Source organism: Streptomyces sp. NPDC000878 (assembly GCF_053599695.1).
Window position 1 is genome coordinate 33933 of record NZ_JBSFMT010000075.1, and the last position, 17659, is coordinate 51591.

General features: G+C 71.1%; 16 protein-coding genes. 4 read left to right on the forward strand and 12 right to left on the reverse strand.

Annotated features, from left to right (window positions below; genetic code table 11):
• Window positions 1-385: 385 nt before the first annotated feature.
• The 3 genes from ACWDR4_RS41065 to ACWDR4_RS41075 form a co-directional block, all read right to left on the reverse strand.
• A complete protein-coding gene (locus ACWDR4_RS41065) occupies window positions 386-1711 on the reverse strand; it encodes an amidohydrolase family protein (RefSeq protein ID WP_450416151.1) in 1326 nt (441 codons plus the stop codon).
• 124 nt (window positions 1712-1835) lie between these two features.
• The gene (locus tag ACWDR4_RS41070; RefSeq protein ID WP_450416152.1) at window positions 1836-2381 is read right to left on the reverse strand and encodes a hypothetical protein; all 546 of its coding nucleotides are present in this window, start codon (window positions 2379-2381) and stop codon (window positions 1836-1838) included.
• 77 nt (window positions 2382-2458) lie between these two features.
• Entirely contained in the window at window positions 2459-4687 is a 2229-nt protein-coding gene (locus tag ACWDR4_RS41075; protein ID WP_450416153.1) for an MMPL family transporter, read from the reverse strand.
• Window positions 4688-4995: 308 nt separating this feature from the next.
• On the opposite strand from ACWDR4_RS41075, the gene ACWDR4_RS41080 reads away from it, so the two are divergent.
• Window positions 4996-5229 carry a type II toxin-antitoxin system VapB family antitoxin gene (locus ACWDR4_RS41080; RefSeq protein ID WP_450416154.1) on the forward strand — a complete coding sequence of 78 codons (234 nt, stop codon included), beginning with the start codon at window positions 4996-4998 and terminating at the stop codon, window positions 5227-5229.
• On the forward strand, window positions 5226-5633 hold the full coding sequence (locus ACWDR4_RS41085) for a PIN domain-containing protein (RefSeq protein ID WP_450416156.1): 408 nt from the start codon (window positions 5226-5228) through the stop codon (window positions 5631-5633). Before ACWDR4_RS41080 ends, ACWDR4_RS41085 begins: the two co-directional genes overlap by 4 nt.
• Window positions 5634-5699: 66 nt before the next feature.
• Here the strand turns inward: ACWDR4_RS41085 and hydA are convergent, their stop codons facing one another.
• The 9 genes from hydA to ACWDR4_RS41130 are packed head-to-tail and all read right to left on the reverse strand — an operon-like array spanning window position 5700 to window position 13786.
• Complete coding sequence (hydA, locus tag ACWDR4_RS41090) at window positions 5700-7112, reverse strand: dihydropyrimidinase (RefSeq protein ID WP_450416158.1); 1413 nt, start codon at window positions 7110-7112, stop codon at window positions 5700-5702.
• A gap of 30 nt (window positions 7113-7142) precedes the next feature.
• Window positions 7143-7529, reverse strand: coding sequence for an allophanate hydrolase-related protein (locus ACWDR4_RS41095; protein WP_450416159.1), 387 nt, complete (start codon window positions 7527-7529; stop codon window positions 7143-7145).
• Window positions 7526-8707 (reverse strand): NAD(P)/FAD-dependent oxidoreductase, encoded by a 1182-nt coding sequence (locus tag ACWDR4_RS41100; RefSeq protein ID WP_450416161.1) that lies wholly within the window; start codon window positions 8705-8707, stop codon window positions 7526-7528. Before ACWDR4_RS41100 ends, ACWDR4_RS41095 begins: the two co-directional genes overlap by 4 nt.
• A complete protein-coding gene (locus tag ACWDR4_RS41105) occupies window positions 8704-10113 on the reverse strand; it encodes an FAD-dependent oxidoreductase (protein WP_450416162.1) in 1410 nt (469 codons plus the stop codon). Before ACWDR4_RS41105 ends, ACWDR4_RS41100 begins: the two co-directional genes overlap by 4 nt.
• Window positions 10114-10117: 4 nt before the next feature.
• Window positions 10118-10411, reverse strand: coding sequence for a (2Fe-2S)-binding protein (locus tag ACWDR4_RS41110; RefSeq protein ID WP_450416163.1), 294 nt, complete (start codon window positions 10409-10411; stop codon window positions 10118-10120).
• A gap of 35 nt (window positions 10412-10446) precedes the next feature.
• Window positions 10447-11202: an amino acid ABC transporter ATP-binding protein gene (locus ACWDR4_RS41115; protein ID WP_450416164.1), complete on the reverse strand. Its 756-nt coding sequence runs from the start codon at window positions 11200-11202 to the stop codon at window positions 10447-10449.
• Entirely contained in the window at window positions 11199-11918 is a 720-nt protein-coding gene (locus ACWDR4_RS41120; protein WP_450416165.1) for an amino acid ABC transporter permease, read from the reverse strand. The genes ACWDR4_RS41115 and ACWDR4_RS41120 overlap by 4 nt, the downstream gene beginning before the upstream one ends.
• Before the next feature lie 37 nt (window positions 11919-11955).
• The gene (locus tag ACWDR4_RS41125) at window positions 11956-12828 is read right to left on the reverse strand and encodes an ABC transporter substrate-binding protein (RefSeq protein ID WP_450416167.1); all 873 of its coding nucleotides are present in this window, start codon (window positions 12826-12828) and stop codon (window positions 11956-11958) included.
• A 7-nt stretch (window positions 12829-12835) separates the two neighbouring features.
• The gene (locus ACWDR4_RS41130) at window positions 12836-13786 is read right to left on the reverse strand and encodes a dihydrodipicolinate synthase family protein (protein WP_450416169.1); all 951 of its coding nucleotides are present in this window, start codon (window positions 13784-13786) and stop codon (window positions 12836-12838) included.
• Window positions 13787-13998: 212 nt separating this feature from the next.
• On the opposite strand from ACWDR4_RS41130, the gene ACWDR4_RS41135 reads away from it, so the two are divergent.
• A complete protein-coding gene (locus tag ACWDR4_RS41135; protein WP_450416170.1) occupies window positions 13999-15066 on the forward strand; it encodes a LacI family DNA-binding transcriptional regulator in 1068 nt (355 codons plus the stop codon).
• A gap of 168 nt (window positions 15067-15234) precedes the next feature.
• A partial coding sequence (locus ACWDR4_RS41140) for a FlgD immunoglobulin-like domain containing protein (RefSeq protein WP_450416171.1) occupies window positions 15235-17659 on the forward strand: 2425 nt, incomplete at its 3' end.

Sequence of the window (17659 nt, forward strand, 5' to 3'; positions counted from 1 at the left end):
ACTCCGGGGGCCAGGGAGCCCGGGGGCCAGGGGGCCCGGGGCCGGGGTGGCGGGTGCCCGGGTGCCCGGGTGCCGGGGAGTCGGGGAGCTGCGAGTTCGGGTAGTCCGGGAGTCCCGGGAGTTCGGCAGCCCGGCAGCCCGGCAGCCCGGCAGCCCGGCAGCCCAGGAGTTCAGGAGTCCGGGGAGCCGGGAGTCCAGGAGCCCGGGTGACGCACAGCCGTCGGCCCGGTCCCGGACTCCCGGTGCCGGGCTCTCCGGTGCCGGACTCCCCGGACTCCCCGGACTCCCCGGACTCTCCGGTCCCGGACTCCCCGGACTCTCCGGTCCCGGAATCCCCGGTGTCAGCCCACGACCGCTGTCCGATGCCCCGAGCGCGCTCGGGGCATCACCCGGCGCCGATGACGCGTGCCGTCGCCTCGGCGGCGGCGCGCGTGGCCGCCGTCCGGTCGACGCGGACCGTCTCGCCGTCCACGACCACGGGCTCGCCCGCGACCCAGACGTCCCTCACCTCACGGGAGCCGGCGGCCCACATGAGGTTGGCGAAGAGGTGGCTGTCCGCGATGTCCAGGCCCGCGGTGAAGTACGGCCCGTCCACGGAGATGTGGACCATGTCCGCCCAGTTGCCAGGGCGCAGGGACCCGATGTCGGACCGGCCCAGCGCCGCGGCCCCGACCGACGTCGCCATCAGGAACGCCTCCTCGGCGGTGAGCGACATCGGGTCACCCGTGGCGAGGCGGGCGAACATCATCGCGAGCCGGGCCTCCTCCCACAGGTCCAGGTCGTCGTTGCTCGCGGGTCCGTCGGTGCCGAGGCCGACGGTGACCGACGCCGAGCGCAGGGCGTGCAGGGGAGCCGTACCGGAGGCGAGCTTCGCGTTCGAGCCTGGGCAGTGGGCGACACCGGCGCCCGAATCGGCCAGCAGGGCGATGTCGCTCGCGGACAGCCGCACGGCATGCGCGGCCAGCAGTCGCCCGTCCAACAGCCCCGTGTCCTTGAGCAGTTGAGGTACGGAACCGAACTGCTCGCGCTGGGCGACGTCCTCGGCGAGTGTCTCGGCGACATGGATATGGACCAGGGCGCCGCGCAGGGCGGCCTCCTCCGCCGTACTGCGCAGGGCCTCGGGCGGCAGGGTGTAGGCCGAGTGCGGGCCGTAGCCCAGCTCGACCCGCTCGCCCGGCCCGAACCGCAGGCCGTCCGCGTCGATCCACCGGCCGATCGCGGCCACGTCCGCCCGCCAGTCGCCGCCGGGCCGGTCGAAGTAGGCGGGAGTGACGAGCACCCGGCTCCCGGCGTGCAGGGCGGCCTCGACCACGGCTTCGGCGTGCGCGTACATCTCCGCGCTGGTCGTGACGCCGAAGCGCAGCATCTCGGCGCACCCGAGCAGCATCCCCGCGCCGGCGTCCCGCGCCACCATCCGGGCTTCGGCGGGCCATATGACGTCCTGGAGCCAGCTCAGCAACGGCAGGTCGCCGCCGAGTCCGCGCAGGAGCGTCATGGGTGAGTGGGCGTGCGTGTTGACCAGGCCCGGCGTGAGAATGCCGGTCAGGCGGGTGTGCGGGACGTCGTCCGTGGCCGGGGGTGCGGCGGCGGACGTACCGCAGTAGGCGATACGTCCGTCCTGACCCACGTCGACGATCGCGTCACGGATGACCGAGGTGCCGGGGTCGGCCGGCAGGACGACCGGGGCGAAGTAGCGGCGCGCTGTCGACATGGGGGCGTACGTCCAATCCTGTGCGGGAGATGGTCGAAGCCCACGGCGACACGTGCCTGCCCGGTCTTGCGTCGAGCGAGGTACGTGTCGCCGTGGGGCGGGGGAGGGGAGGGGAGGGGAGGACTCAGCCGGCCGAGGGCGCGGTGAGGCCCCACTGGGAGAAGTCGACCTGGCCGTTCCCGCTCTTGGTGAGGAGGTCCTTCTTCCCCGACGCCCAGGCGATGGCGATCTTCTTGTCGGTCGAGATCTCCACCGTGCCCTTCACCCGGTCCTTGTTGGTCTTGTCGACACAGCTCAGCTGCATCGACGTCTGCTTGAGCAGGCCCTCACAGGCGTGCATGCTCTTGCCGTCCGTGCTCCGGAAGGCGAGCTGGACCTTGCCACTCTTGATGATCATGGCGACCTCGTCGACGTCCGACGAGCCGACCCAGCCGCCGTCGAGCTTCACGGCCGACGTGCTGCTGCCGCCGGTGGCGCTGCCCTGGTCGTCCACGGGGTCGGGGCTCTCCACGGCTGCTTCCGCGGCTGTCTCCGACGCCGTGGCGGCCGGGGCGGAGACGGACGGCGACGCGTCGTCCGAGTCGTCGCCCATGCAGCCCGTCAGCACCACGGTGCTGAAAGCGGCGACGGCGATGGGGGCGATAGTGGACATCACTACTGACTTGCGCATTCCTGAAAACACTTTCTGTGAGGGGTCTTTCGTCGGTTTTCCGCCGCGTCGGTTTTCCGCAGCGTCGGCCGCGTCGGCTAGACGGCGGGCACGCGGTCCTGGGGCTCGGTGTCCGTCGTGGGGTGCGGGTGTGCGGGACCGCTCTCGCTGATTCCGAAGCGGTCGTGGAACCTCCGCAGCGGGCCCGGGGCGTACCAGGCCGCGCGACCGAGCAGACGCATCGCGGCCGGCAGTAGTACGCCGCGCACCGCGATGGCGTCGATGAGGATCGCCAGGCCGCTGCCGAGGCCGAACATCTGCATGAAGCTGACCTTCGCGGTACCGAAGGCGAAGAAGCCGACCGCGAGGAGGACGGCGGCGGCACTGACGATGCGGCCGGTGTGGCCGAGGCCGTGCACCACGGCGTCCTCGGTGCTCTCGCCCGCGTCGTGGAGTTCCTTGACCCGGCTGGTGACGAACACCTCGTAGTCCATGGACAGGCCGAACGCGATGCAGAACAACAGGACCGTCATCGACGTGTCCATCGGCTGGGCCGTGAAGCCCAGCACATCGCTGAAGTTGCCCTCCTGGAAGATCCAGGTCATGGCGCCGATGGCCGCCGCCAGGCTGATCATGTTCAGCACCAGCGCGCGAATCGGCTGGACGATGCTCCCCGTGAAGAGGAAGAGCAGGATGAACGTGGTGACTGCGACGATCCCCGCGGCCAGCGGCAGCCGGCTCGCGATCGACTCCTTGGCGTCCACGAGTCGGGCGTCCTCGCCGCCGACCAGGACCTCCTTCGTACCGGAGGGCGCCGGCACCGACCGCAGCGTCCCCACGAGATCCTGGGCCTCCTGAGACCCGGGCTCGGCCGCCGGGAAGACGCTCAGGCGCTGTGCGTCGGGGCGGCCGAGCGCCTCGCTCGCCGGCCCCGGGGCGAGCGAACCGTCCCGGGTGTAGGTGCCGGTGACCGCCTCCACGCGGGCGACGCCGCCCAGACCCGCCAGCTTCGCGGCGTAGCCGTCCACGTTGTCGTAGTCCATGGCCCCGGTGACGACGACCTGGATGGCTCCGTCGTCGTCCCCGGTGAACTCGCTGCGCAGGATCGCGGAGACCTGCCGACTCTCGCCGTTCTCGGGGAGCACCCGCTCGTCGGGCGTACCGAACGAGACGCCCATGAGCGGCGACGCGGCGAGCAGCAGCACCGCCAGCACCGGCACTCCCGTCAGTACGGGGCGGCGCATGACGGTGCCGGCCAGCCGGCCCCAGAACGGTTGCTTCTCTCGGTGGTGGCCGGACCTGGGCCAGGGCAGCCGCCCCTTGTTGATGCGGTGACCCAGCAGCATGAGCAGAGCCGGCATCACGAAGAGCGTGGCCACGGCCGCGATCACGACCACACCCACACCGGCATAGGCGAACGAGCGCAGGAAGTACTGGGGGAAGACGAGGAGCGCGGTCAGCGCCACGGCGACGGTCGCGGCCGAGAACACGACCGTACGCCCCGCCGTGTGCACGGTCGTGCGCACCGCGTCCTCGACGGTCGCACCCTGGGCGAGCCGCTCCCTGAAGCGGCTGATCATCAGCAGCGCGTAGTCGATACCGAGACCGAGGCCGAGGGCGGTGGTCAGGTTGATCGCGAAGATCGACACGTTCGTGGCGCCGCCCAGCAGGGACAGCTCGGCGAACGTGCCGGCCACCGCCACCGTGCCGATGGCCAGCGGCAGCAGCGCGGCGACCACTCCGCCGAAGACGATCAGCAGCAGCAACAGCGTCAGCGGCACGGCGATGATCTCCGCGAGCAGGAGGTCCTTCAGCACCTGGTCCGACAACTCGGCACTGACCGCGGTGCCGCCGCCGGCCCGGACGGTCAGCCCGTCGCGCTCGCCCACATAGGCGTCGATGACGTCCTTGGCGTTGGCGTCCCGCGTCGCCTCGTCACCCTTCACATGGGCCAGCACCATGGCCGAACGCCCGTCGCGGGCCTTGAGCGCATCGCTGTCCGTGTCCCAGAAGGAGATCACGTTGCTGAGTTCGGTCTCCTTGCGGAGCGCGGCCACCAGCTGCCGGCCGCCCTGCTCCACCTCCGGGTCGGTGACCTGTCCGTCACCGCCGGAGACCAGGAGGATCAGGTTCGTCTGCCCACCGAACCTGTCGTTGATGACCTGATGCGCGGCCGTCGACTGCGCATCAGGGTCGTCGAAGCCGCCCCCCACCAGCTTGCCGAAGGCTCCCGCACCCACAACACCCATGACGGCGACGAGTGTTGCGGCGATGACGAGCACTGCTCTGGGCCAACGGACGGTGATCCCTGCTACCCGATCGAACACATCTCTGCCCTTCCCTATCTGCATCTGCGGTTACTGCCGCGCGAGTTGAGGTGCCCGAGTCGGCGTGTGCACACAAGATGCGGAAGGAAGACGGGAGTTCGCTCCAAGTGGTGTGAGCTGTGTCATAGGCGACCGGGTGGGGGTGCCCAAGGTGATCGTCCGGAGGAGGGCGAACTGGGTCGTACGGTTCCGTGCTCGCCGACGCAGGGGGGTCTTCTCCGCCCAGGCGGCGGCGAGTCCGCTCGGCGGGCGATTCAATGTTGGTGATGTATCGTGGACGCATACATCATGGATGCTGGAGGTGTCCGATGTCCGTCACGCAGATTGATCTCGACGACGAGGCGCTGGCCGAGGCCATGCGGCTCATGGGTGTCACGACGAAGAAGGAGACCGTCAACGCGGCCCTTCGGGACTACGTGGCGCGGATCAAGAGGCTTGAGGCTGCGGAGAAGCTGGCCGCGCGTGGTGCGCGAGGCGAGTTCGAGCAGGCGTCGGCTGCGCATGACGCTGAGAAGCGCGCCCGGCGCACGGCCTTCGAGTGATCACGTATCTGGTGGACACCTCGGCCCTGTGGCACCTTTTCCGCACCCCGGGAGCGTTGAGCCCCTGGGAGGGACACATCGCCGCTGGGGTGTTCCGCCTCTGCGAGCCGACACGCGCCGAATTTCTCTGCTCGGCCACCAGCCCGTCCCACCGGGACGAGCTGGCGGAGGAACTCGACGCACTCTGCCTGCTGTCTCCCGTTCCGAAGAATGCCTGGCGTTGGGTCGACACTGCCCAGTACAAGCTGACCCAACAGGGCCAGCATCGCGCGGCAGGAGCGATCGACCTGTTGGTGTGTGCGACTGCCGTCCACCACGGCCATACCGTCCTCCATGTGGACAACGACTTCGCGACGGTGGCGGGCGTGCTCAAGGAACTTCAGCAGCGGGACGTACGAGCCTGATCTCCTGGGGCCGGTTCCCCGCCACCGCCGCTGCGATGGCCGACGCCGGTCTCCGGCCCCGCCGGATCAGCAGACCAAGGACCCGCTCAGTGGCCCCGAGCGCAGATGGCGGCCCCGGGGTTCGGGGTCTGTCAGGCGGCCTGCCTCGACGACGGGGCGGCCGGCCACCAGGACGGTCTGGGGCCAGCCGGTGACCTGGATGCCCTCGTACGGGGTGTAGTCCGTGGCCATGTGCAGGCCGGTGCTGCGGACGGTCCGGGTGGCCGTGGGGTCCCAGATCGCCAGGTCCGCGTCCGCGCCGGGGGCGATGACGCCCTTGCGGGGGTACAGGCCGTTGAGCCGGGCCGGGTTGGCGCACATCAGCTCGACGAAGCGGCCCGCCGGCAGTCCGCCCTTGACCACCAGCTCGCTGAAGATCACCGGCATTCGGGTCTCAACTCCCGGCAGGCCATTGGGCATTGCCCGTACGTCGTGGCTCACCGACTCCTTCTGGGCCGTGTCGTAGCAGCAGTGGTCGCTGCCGATCGTCGCCACCTGGCCCATCAGCACGCGGGAGCGCAGCCCGGCGACCGTGCCGGCGCCGCGCAACGGCGGGCAGCACACGAAGCGTTCGGGGTGCGGGCCCTCGTACGCCGTGTCGTCCAGGACCAGGTGGTGGGCGACGGTCTCGGTGAAAGCGCGTACGCCCCGGCCGCGGGCGCGGGCCACCAGGTCGACGGCCTCGGGTGTGGACTGGTGGACGAAGTACACCGGGGCCGACACCGACTCGGCGATGGCGAGGATCTCGGCGACCGACGCGTTCTCGGCCAACTCCGGCCGCGTACCGGCGTGATGGCACGCGCTGATCGACCCGGCCGCCTCACCGCGCTCCTGCGTGTCCGCGATGATGTGGTCGGCCTCGCAGTGGATGACCACCATGCCGCCCAGGTCCCGCAGTGTCGTCATCACGTTCAGGATGGTCTTCTCGTCGGCCATCGTCTCGCCGCGGTACGTGGTGAACATCTTCACCGTGACGATGCCGTCGGAGGTCAGCGAGCGCAGCTGCTCCGGCACGGTGTCGTCCCACTCGACCACGCACCCGTGCAGCGCGCTGTCGCACAACCCCTGTGCGGCCTTGGCGCGTTGGGTCGCGGCGACGTCGGCCGGGTTCTCGCCGGGGCGCGGGATGGCGAAGTCCACGATGGTGGTCGTACCGCCGAAGACGGCCGCCGTGGTCGCCTGGCGGTAGTCGTCGAGGGAGGTGAAGTCGCCCGAGGTGAAGCCGACATGGCAGTGCGGGTCCACCCCGCCGGGCAGGACGAGGCGTCCGGACGCGTCGATCTCGGTGGTGCCGGGCGGCTGCGCGGCGCGGTACGCGCCCGGTTCCACCACCCCCAGCACCTTTCCGCCGCCCACCAGGACGTCCGCGGTGCCCTGCCAGTCGGCGTTGACCACGGTGCCGCCCCGGACGACGAGGTCGATCGGTTCGGAAGGGGACATGGCGAGCCTCCAGTGAGTCGGTGAGAGGGGTCAGCGCGTGGCGAGGTAGGCGTGCCAGCCGCCGTGGGCCGTGATGTCGACGACGCCGGGGGCCGTCAGCGCGGAGGCGCGCATACGCATCGAGAAGGAACCCGAGCCGTCCTCCAGGGTGATGACGCCCAGTTCGAGTTCCTGCGGCTCCTCGGGGAGCAGCTGCTCGCGCAGCACCTCGTAACTCACCTCGTACACCTCGCCGTTGATCGCCGCGCCGCCCTCCGTGACCGGGTGCAGACCGGGGAACTCGTCGCGTACGGAGAAGAAGCGGTAGGCGGGTGCCGTGTGGGCGGGGCCGAGCAGACGGGCGTCGCTCAGCGCGTGGTTGAGCGTGCCTCCGGACATCGCCTGGCCGTTGACGAACATCCTCAGAGTGGTGGTCATGGTGCGGTGGCCTTTCGGGGAGTGGGGATGGTGACCTTGTGGAGCAGGCGGGCGGGGCCCAGGTCGTCCACCGGGTCGGCCGGGGGCTCCCCGGCGATCTGGCGGGCCAGCGTGTCGCCCCACACCGGGGCGAGGGTGAACGCGTACGTGCCGCCCGCGACGAAGAACCCCGGGTGGCCCGGGACTTCGCCGATCACCGGCATCTCGTCCGGGGTCGCGGCCAGCGGTCCGGCCCACATGCGCAGCAGCCGCAGATCGCCGAGGAACGGCAGGATCCGTCCGGCCTGGGCGAGGTTGCCGGCCATGCTGGGCAGGCTGACGGTGCTGCGGCCCGCCATGTCCAGCTTCGCCGCGGGCCAGCCGCCGCCGATCAGCAGGTTGCCGGCGCTGACCTGCTTGACGGACATGCCCTCGCCGATGTGCTGGACCAGGTGGTGCATCACCGGCGGCACCCGCACGGTCACGTGCATCTGGATCGCGACCGGGGACATCCGTATCCCCACCCCCGCGAGTGCGGAGATCTCGGTGATCCACGGTCCGGCCACGTTGACGACGACGGGCGCGGTCCAACTCCGGTCGCCCGAGAGCACCTTGTAGTCGTCGCCGACCCGCTGGACGCCGGTCACCGGGGTGAAGGCGTGCAGCTCGGCGCCGAGTCGGCGGGCGGCGGACAGATAGGCCGGGGTGATCAGCAGCGGGTTGGCGTAACCGTCGAGTGGGCACCAACTGGCGGCGCGTACACGGTCGGAGAGGAGCGGCAGCTGCTTGCGGGCCTCGTCACCGCTCAGCACCTCGGTGGGGATGCCCGCCTCGCGCTCCCACTCGTGCTTCTCCCTCAACTCCTCTTCCTGTACGGCGGTTTCGGCGACCATGAAGCCGCCGCCGCGCCGCAACTCCACGTCCGCGCCGAGCCGTTCCTCGATCTGTGCCCAGTGGTCCGACGCCCGCCGTTGCAGCGGCAGCAGCCGGGCGCTGTCGACCGGGACCTCCTGGCCGGGGCGACGGGTGTGGATGGCCTGGATGTGGAGGTTGCCCGCGGTGGTGCCGGAGCCCTCCCTGTTGGGGGCGCCGCGCTCCAACACCACGACGCGGTAACCGCGTTCGGCGAGATGGAAGGCGGCACTGGCGCCGAGGATGCCGGCGCCTATGACGATGACGTCCGGCTGTGCGTCGGTCACCGGTCCGCCACCTCCCGCCCTTCGACCGCCTCGACCGTCGTGGCCATCGGCAGCGGTCGCAGCGGCATACGGGCCGCGAAGCACTCCGGTTCCCGGGCTGCGAGGCACTCCGGTTCCCGGTCCGGCCCGGAGCCCCGCGCGGCCAGCGCCGCGACGATGTGGCCGCATTCGCGTCCCTGGCAGGGGCCCATGCCGGCGCGGGTGGCGGCCTTGGTGCCGTGCAGGTCGTTCCAGCCGGTGGCGACGGCCTGCCGGATCTCGCCCGCGGTGACGCCCTCGCAGCGGCAGACCTGGGTGGTGTCGGCGAGGTCGGCCAGAGCGGGCAGGGGGTAGAGGTGGTCGGCCAGTTCCGCGAAGCGGTCCAGGGCACGGGCCCGGCGGCGGAGGCCGGCCACCCGTACGGGCGCGCGTTCCGGTGCCAGGCGGCGCAGGATCGCATGGGCGGCGAGCTGTCCTCGTACACCTGCCGCGTGTACGCCCGCGATGCCGGCGCAGTCCCCGGCGACGTACAGCCCGTCCACCGAGGTCGCGCCGTCCGCGTCCACGACCGGGAGCTGCTCCGTGCCCGTCGGGTCCGGCTCGGTACGGCAGCCCAGCAGCCGGGGGAGTTCGGTGCTGGGGCGGAAGCCGAAGCCGACGCACAGCGCGTCGGTCTCCACTCGGCGGACGCCACCGTCCTCGCCCGCTATGTCCACCGCGGTGACCTGGGTGTCGCCGTGCGCGGCCACCACGCGCGCGCCCTGTTCGACGCGTACGCCGTGCCGGGCGAGGGTCAGCAGATAGCGGGCCGCCTCCGCGAGCCGGGCGGGCTGCCGCAGCGCGCCGCCGACCACCGAAGTCCGGGGGCGGTACGGGTGGTTCAGCTCGACCAGCGCCTCGATCCCGGCGCCCGCCTCCAGCAGCGCGCAGGCGACCGGGAGCAGGAAAGGACCGGTCCCGGCGAGCACCACCCGCCGGCCCACGGGGACCCGGTCCATGGTGGCCAGATGCAGGGCGAACCCGGGGGTGACCACACCCGGCAGCGTCCACCCCGGGAAGGGCAGGGTGCGTTCGTACGCGCCGGTGGCGGCGAGCGTGGCACGGGCGCGCACCTGGCCGAGGGCGCCGGTGTGCACGTCGCTGGTGAACAGGGTGCGGCCGGCGTCCTCGGCGCCCCAGACCAGGGTGCCGGTGCGGCAGTCGACGCCCGACTCCCGTACCTGGCGGATCAGTTCGGTGCCGCGTGGGCGGAAGTCGCCGAAGGCGGCGGTGAGTTGCTCGGCCCGGCGCTTGTAGTACTGGCCGCCGAGGGTGTCGGACTCGTCGAGCAGGACGACGCTCAGCCCGCCCCGGGCCAGGACCAGCGCCGCGTGCAGTCCCGCCGGCCCGCCGCCGATCACCGCGACGTCCGCCTCGGACTCTGTCACGACGTCAGCCATGCGCGGCCGTCGGCAGGGGCTCGGTGTGGGTGCGGATGTCCATGCCGTCGGTGACGTGCGCGGTGCAACTGCGGGAGCCGGGGCGGCCGTTGATGGTCACCTCGCACTCCAGGCAGACGCCCATCCCACAAAAGGGGCCGCGCAGTTGGCCGTTGACCGGGTTGCGGCGCAGCGGCCAGATGCCGGCCGTGACCAGGGCGGCGGTCACGGACTGGCCCGCCCAGGCCTGGCCGGGGGTGCCGTCGATGGTCACGGTGACCGTCTGCGGAAGGGAGTTGGTGCTCATGGCTGTGCTCACAGGGATCAAGAGGGGTGGGGGGTTCACAGGATGCGGTCCAGGAACTGGCGGGTGCGTTCGTGCTCCGGCGCGGAGAAGAACAGGTCCGGGGACTTGTCCTCCACCACCAGGCCGTCGGCGATGAACACCACCCGGTCGGCCGCCGCGCGGGCGAAGCCCATCTCATGGCTGACCACGATCATGGTCATGCCCTCCTCGCGGAGCCGGACCATGACGTCGAGCACCTCCCCGACCATCTCCGGGTCGAGCGCCGAGGTCGGTTCGTCGAAGAGCAGCAGTTCGGGCCGCATCGCCAGGGCGCGGGCGATGGCCACCCGCTGCTGCTGACCGCCGGAGAGCTGGGAGGGGTAGGAGCCGGTCTTGTCGGCTAGGCCGACCATCGCCAGCAACTCGCCTGCCGCGGCCCGTGCTTCGGTCCTGGAGACGCCGTTCACGTGCACGGGACCGGACGCCACGTTGTCCAGCGCGGTCATGTTCGGGAACAGGTTGAACTGCTGGAACACCATGCCGGTCCGCCGCCGTTGGACGGCGATCCGGCTCTCCCGCAGGGCGCCCTTCTCGCCGTAACCGATCCGCTCGCCGCAGATGCTGACGGTGCCCGAGTCGGGCGCCTCCAGGTGGTTCAGGGTGCGCAGGAAGGTGCTCTTGCCGCCGCCCGACGGGCCCAGGACGAGGACGACCTCGCCCCGCCGGACGGTCAGGTCGATGCCCTTGAGGACCTCGACCCCGCCGTACGACTTGCGGACCTGGCGCGCTTCGACGACCGTCTCGGTGCTCATCGGGTCTCCAATTCGAGGACCGTGCTCTTCGTACGGCGGCCACTGGCCGGCCTGTTCTCGTGGCCGCGGCCCACCCGGGCCTCCAGCCACCGCTGGACCAGCCCCCACAGGGTGGTCATCGCCAGGTAGTACAGGGCCGCCGCGGTGAGGCCCTCCAGGACGCGGAAGTTGGTCTGGACGGCGAACTGCGTGCGGCGCAGCAGCTCTTCGACCGAGATCACCGAGACGAGCGTGGTCGTCTTGAGCAGGCCGTTGAAGCTGTTGCCGAGCGGCGGGACCATCACCCGCAGCGCCTGCGGCATGACCACCACCCGGAACACCTTCCAGGGCGGCATGCCCAGCGCGCGGGCGGCCTCGGACTGGCCGCGCGGGACCGAGAGGACCCCGGCGCGGACGATCTCCGAGAGGTACGCCGCCTCGTTGAGGACCAGCCCGGTCAGGGCCGCGCTGATCACGCCGAGGCGCAGGCCCACCTGCGGCAACCCCGTGTAGATGATGACCAGTTGGACCAGCAGGGGGGTGCCGCGCATCAGCCAGACGTAGAAGCCCGTGACCGCCCGGACCGGTGCGATGCGGGACGCTCTGCCCAGCGCCACGAGCACGGCGAGCGGAAGGGCGAGCACCATGCTGACCGTGGTCAGCCAGATCGTCGTCCAGGCTCCCTGAATGAGCTGGGGATTGGTGAGAAAGGAGAAGAAGGCATCCCAGGACCACATGGCTCTCGCCCTTCGATGGTTACTTGGCGTCGACGGGTTACTTCGCGCTGATCGCGCCGGTGGTCACCTTGAGGTCGCCGGTGTAGGCCGTGACGCCGTACTTCTTGAACAACGTCGCCAAGTAGCCGTTCTCGCGCAGGGTGCCCAGCGCGTCGGCGACCGCGTCGGCGGGCTTCTGCTTGCCGAAGCCGAGGGCGAGCGGGGCGGGGTTCATGCCCTTGACCGCCGTCTCGAAGCGGCCGTCCTTCTGGTAGTAGCTGGTGACCGACTCGACGATGGCCACGCCCTCGACCTGGCCCGCGGACAGTGCCTGGTAGGCGTCGGCGGTGGTCGTGAAGGTGCGGACGGTGATCTGCTTCTTGCCCGCCGCCTTCAGTTCCTTGTTGAGCGCGGTGAGGGTGTCGAACTCGTAGCCCGGGGCCTCCACCGCGATGGTTTTGCCGGACAGGGTGTCCTCGGAGGCGATCTTCTTCGGGTTGCCCTTGGCGACGGAGACGGAGACGCCCTGGATCTCGTACGGGACGAGCTTGACGGTCTTGGCGCGCTCCGGTGTGTAGAACATGCCGGTGTCGATCATGTCCCAGCGTCCGGACTGCACGCCGGGGATCTGCGCGTCGAAGGGGATGTTGACGAACTCCGGGGTGAGACAGAGGAGTTTGGCTATCTCGTTGCCGAGGTCCACCCGCATGCCGACGATCTTGTTGGAGGCGTCCAGGTACTGCATGGGCGGCAGGGTCGCGTTGGTCGAGATCGTCAGCGTGCCCGCCTTGACCAGGTCCGCCTTGCCCACCTTGGGCGTGCAGCCGGTCGGGGCGGCGGCGGACGACGAGGACGAGTCCTCGCTGCCGCAGGCCGTGACGGTCAGGAGCAGGGCGGCTGCTGAGGAGGCCGCGATGAGAAGTCTGCGCACGGTCGGTTCACCTTTTTCCGGTACTGGTGGAACAGGGGTGCAGCCCGGCCTCGTCGAGCGCCTCGGACAGGCCGAGCAGCGCGGACGGGTCCTCCAGGGGGAGCAGCGGGGGGCGTACGTGCCCTCCGGGCTGCCCGAGCAGCCGCATGGCGGCTTTGAGCTGCGAGGTGGGTGAGGCGAACCGTGAGCTGTAGTCGTCGTTGACGAGCAGGTTCACAAGCCGTTCGTAGCGTGCGGACCATTCCCGGGCGAGAGCCAAGTCGCCTGCCCAGTAGGCCTCGTAGAAGGGGACGGCGAAGCGGGCGCCGAGGCCGCCGCCGTCGATGTTTCCCGCCCCGCCGAACTCGGCCATGACGGCCATGCCCCGGCGGTGGATGAAGCGGCCGAAGACCTGGACCTTCCCGGCCAGGGCGGCGCAGGTGTCCGCGACCTTCAGCTCGTCGCCTGAGCTGTCCTTGACGGCCACCACGGTGTCCAGTTCGGCCAGCCGGGCCAGGGTGTCGACGGTGATGTCGACGGCGGTGCCGCGCGGCCAGTTGTAGACCATGAGCGGCAGGTCGACCGCGCCGGCGAGGGTGGCGTAGAAGGCGTGGATCTCGTCCTGGCTCGGATGGACGTAGGGCGGCGGGGTGGTGAGGATGCCGTCCGCGCCGATCGAGCGGGCGTGTGCGCCGTACCGCGCGGACTCGGCCACGGTGTACGCGCCGCAGCCGATCACCACCGGCAGCTGCCCGGAGAGTTCGGTGACCGCGATCTCGGCGACCCGGCGGCGCTCCTCGGGGGTCTGGGAGAACCACTCGCCGGTCGTACCGTTCACCAGGACCCCGTGGACGCCGTGTTCGGCGTACAGCCCGAGCAGTTCGCGCCAGGCGTCCTCGTCGAGGGAGCCGTCGGCGGCGAAGGGGGTGGGAGCGGCGGGCCAGTAGCCGCGCCAGGGGACGGTGCTCGAAGGGGTCATGCTGTGCTCCGTGTGGGATCGATTGCACAGCACGGTGGCAGCGGGTCGGGGCGGGGGTCAATGCCGTTCTGGCCGGAAACTGCTCGTGAAACGCATTGTTTACGCCACTGACTTCACCGGATCTGCCATCATGGCGATCTCGACTCAGCGTGTGAGCAGGGTCGTATGGGATCGATTTCATGATCGGATCAGATCGGATCGGGGGTGGGCGGGTGGCAGTCACCTTGGACGAGGTGGCCGAGGCCGCAGGGGTCTCCAAGAGCACGGCCTCGCGGGTGCTCAGCGGGTCCAGCCGGGTCAGCGACCGGACGAAGCGCGCGGTGCAGTCCGCGGCGGAACGCCTCGGCTACCGGCCGAACCGGATCGCCAGCGGACTGCGCACACGGCGCAGCAACCTCATAGGGCTGGTGATCACCAACCTGGTGAACGCCTCCTTCCACACCATCACCGGGGTGCTCCAGCAGCGGCTGGACGAGTGCGGCTACCAGGTGCTGCTGTGCGTGACCGACTCCGACCCGGTACGCGAACGCCGTTACCTGGACATGCTGTTGGACCATCGCGTCGACGGCCTGATCATCGTGGGCACCGGCGACAACACCGCGACGGTCCGTGAGGTGAGCGCGGCCGGCATCCCGGTCGTCAACCTGATGCGCACCCCCGACGGCGCTCCCGGTGACTCCGTGATGGCCGGCGACCGGGAGGGCGCCGAACTGGCCGTCCAGCACCTGCTCGGCCTCGGACACCGGCGGATCGCCTTCATCGGCGGCCCGGCGAGCGTCGACTCGGGACGCGACCGTTACGCGGGGTTCGCCGCCGCCCTGGGGGCCGCCGGACTCGAACCCGATCCCGTCCTGTGCGCGCGTGGCCCGTACACCGTGCCGTTCGGCGCGGAGGCGGTCCTGCGGGTGATGGGCGCGGACGACCCGCCCACCGCGTTGTACAGCGCCAACCACGAAGCGACGTTCGGGGCGCTCGGGTCCCTGGTGCAGCTCGGGGTCCGGGTGCCGGAGCAGCTCTCGCTCGTGTGCCACGAGGAGGCGCCCTGGTTCCCGTACTGGCACCCGCCGATCACCGTCGTCGACAACGGCGCCCGCGACCTCGGCGAGCTGGCCGCGGAGCAGATCCTGCGCCGCATCGGCAGCCGCGCCGACAGCAGCTCCGGCAACGGCGATTCCGGTAGCGGCGATCCCGGCCCGGAGGGCGTCGGCCGGCTCATCCGCGTCGGTTCGCGGCTGGTGGTACGCAGTTCGACCACGGCTCCGCGTCTGCCGGGAGGCTGACGGCCGGCTCTTCGGCCGGCCCCGCGGCACCGTCCGGTGCCCTCCCGTACAACGTCTTGCCCTCGGCGTGAGTCTGACGGGGCGGCATGGGTTGGAGTGGCCGTTCCTGACGGCAGTCCCAGCGCGGTGCCGACGCACTGACCGGGCGGGCCGATGGGGGTGGGACGCGTGAGACGCACGACTCTGCGTACGGTGTCGAGAAGGAGACGGGCGAGGGCCGGGGCGGTCTCCGTCGCGGCGGCCCTGGCGGTGGTGGCCGGGCTGCTGCAGTTCACGTCGGGACCGGCCGTCGCGGCGGACGGTGAGGACATGCCGTCCGTCACGCTGACCGGCGCGCACCGGGCGGCGCCTCGGCAGGCGTCGCTGGCCGCGGCGGACGACACCGGGTACCTGTCCGTACAGAATTCGCACGTGTCCGAATCCCCGGCGACCTGGGTCGGCCGCGACGGCTCGGCCAGGGAATACCCGCACCACGCCTACGCGTACGCCTACAACGGCGGCCTCGGCCTTGAGCGGGCCGCGGGGACGACGAACGTGTACCTGGTCCGGAACTACGCCACCGGCACGGCGACGCGCTTCTATGTGCCGGCCGGTGACCGGGCCACGTACGTCTTCGCCGAGAACCGTCTGCTGGTCGCCCGCCCGGTCGGCGAGAAGTGGACGCTCGTCCTGCTGGAGATCCCGGCGGGCGGCGGGCAGCCGGTCGAGCGGCCGGTGACCGGCGTCGCGGACGACTTCGGCGGGTACGTCCTCGAACAGGGGCTGGACACGCGGGGGGCCGCGTTCTGGTACAAGCCCGACAGCGACCACGACGGCAACGCCGACGCCGACGCCGACGGGCGCACCGCGCTGCTCGACTTCGACACCGCCACGATGACGTACGTGCCGAGCGAGAACTTCCGCTACCTGCAGTACCCCCACCTGGCCGGCGACAAGGCGCTCTTCTACGCCAGCGACAGGGACTTCCGGACCTCGCACCTGTACGTCATCGACCGCGATCGCCCGCAGGCCCCCGGCCACCTGGTCGATCTTCCGCGAGCCGCCCTTCTTGAGGCCCGCGTGATCGGCGACTGGGTGCTGTACCCGGACACGGCCAAGGGCCCGATCCGCGCCGTGCCGGTGACCGGCGGCGCGGCACGCACGCTGCTGCCCGCCTCGAACGGTTCCTTCGCCGACGGCGACGACGGCAGCCTCTACATCGAGGGCGGTACGGACGCGGAGCACTGGGCGGTCCAGCGCGTCACCCTGGGCACGGACGGGACCCCGGCCGTCGATCCGATGGTGCCGCTGCCCCCGGTCTCGGTGTACGAGGCCGGTGGTGTCGCGGTCGACCAGGGACGGGTCCTGCTCGGCACCGAGAAGGCGAACGCGCCCGACCCGGCCTCCGGCACCGATCTCACCGCCTCCGCGCTCTCCCTGGCGGCCGACGGCACGCTGACCGCCGCACCGCCGGAGAACCTGGGCGACCTCGGGTACGACGTGTACGACCCCGCGTACACCTACCACGTCGACTGCTACGAGGAGTGCCTGCGGCTCGTCGGCACGGGGGAGAGCGACGTCGCCCACCCGCAGGACGGGGTCTCGGCGGTCCTGGCCGCGTCGGGTTCGTACACCGTGGTCCGTACGACCCGGGGTACGCAGGAGGTGCGGGACGGGACCAAGGTGCTGGCCACCGGCTCCTGGCCGGCCGTCGCCCTGTGGGGGAACACCCTGTGGACGACCGGGACCGACGCGAACGGCGCGACCTGGTTCAACAGGGTCTCGCTGCCGTCGATGGGGAAGCTGGAGAGCATTCCGCTCGCCGCCTGCCTGCCGACCGATCTGCAGGTGGTGGGCCGGTACGTCTACTGGTCCTGCGGTCCGGACGGACGAGCGGGCGTGTACGACCAGGAGAGACATGCGGTGCAGGACGTACCGCAGGGCTACGCGCTGCTGGGCGACGGCTATCTGGTCTCCCAGGACGACGAGGCCGGCAAGCTGCTGATCACCTATCTGCGGGGCGCGGTCCCCGCTGCCAAGGTCGGTACGGAGGAGCTGGGTCCGCTGCCGTCCCCGGCGTACGCGCCCGCCGATCTGCGCGGCCGGTTCTGGAACGTGGACCGGTTCGGCGGTCCGGTCGCCTACTCGACGGCGTCGGGTGACGTGACGGTGAAGTGGCCGCAGGTGACCACCTCCCCGCTCGCGGCGACCGACGCGACCGCCCCCGCCTCGGTCGATCTGCGCGAGGGCACCCACTTCAAGGGCGTCTGGCATCTGAACAGGCCGGCCGTGAGCTGGAAGTTGACCGTCGCCACCTCCGCCGGTGCTGTCGTACGGACCGTCACCGGCGGCCCGGTGCGCGGGAAGCTGACCGCGACCTGGGACGGGCGGGCCACGAACGGGGCGCTGGTCCGCACCGGCACGTACAGGGTGACCCTGACGGCCAGCACCCCGAGTGAAACGTCGGCGGACACGGGCACCGGCACGGGCACGGATACGGCCGCGGAGACGTTTACGACGATCTACGACAAGCCGCTGTCGGTCCGCTCCCCGGAGCGCCACGACTTCGGCCGGGACGGCATCGGCGACCTGGTCACCTTCGACAGCGCGGGCC

Coding starts and splice junctions, on each gene's coding strand:
- ACWDR4_RS41120 (WP_450416165.1), bottom strand. CDS start 11,918: ATGTGGTCCTGGGATGCCTTCTTCTCCTTTCTCACCAATCCCCAGCTC.
- ACWDR4_RS41070 (WP_450416152.1), bottom strand. CDS start 2,381: ATGCGCAAGTCAGTAGTGATGTCCACTATCGCCCCCATCGCCGTCGCC.
- ACWDR4_RS41080 (WP_450416154.1), top strand. CDS start 4,996: ATGTCCGTCACGCAGATTGATCTCGACGACGAGGCGCTGGCCGAGGCC.
- ACWDR4_RS41065 (WP_450416151.1), bottom strand. CDS start 1,711: ATGTCGACAGCGCGCCGCTACTTCGCCCCGGTCGTCCTGCCGGCCGAC.
- ACWDR4_RS41115 (WP_450416164.1), bottom strand. CDS start 11,202: ATGAGCACCGAGACGGTCGTCGAAGCGCGCCAGGTCCGCAAGTCGTAC.
- ACWDR4_RS41130 (WP_450416169.1), bottom strand. CDS start 13,786: ATGACCCCTTCGAGCACCGTCCCCTGGCGCGGCTACTGGCCCGCCGCT.
- ACWDR4_RS41110 (WP_450416163.1), bottom strand. CDS start 10,411: ATGAGCACCAACTCCCTTCCGCAGACGGTCACCGTGACCATCGACGGC.
- hydA (WP_450416158.1), bottom strand. CDS start 7,112: ATGTCCCCTTCCGAACCGATCGACCTCGTCGTCCGGGGCGGCACCGTG.
- ACWDR4_RS41095 (WP_450416159.1), bottom strand. CDS start 7,529: ATGACCACCACTCTGAGGATGTTCGTCAACGGCCAGGCGATGTCCGGA.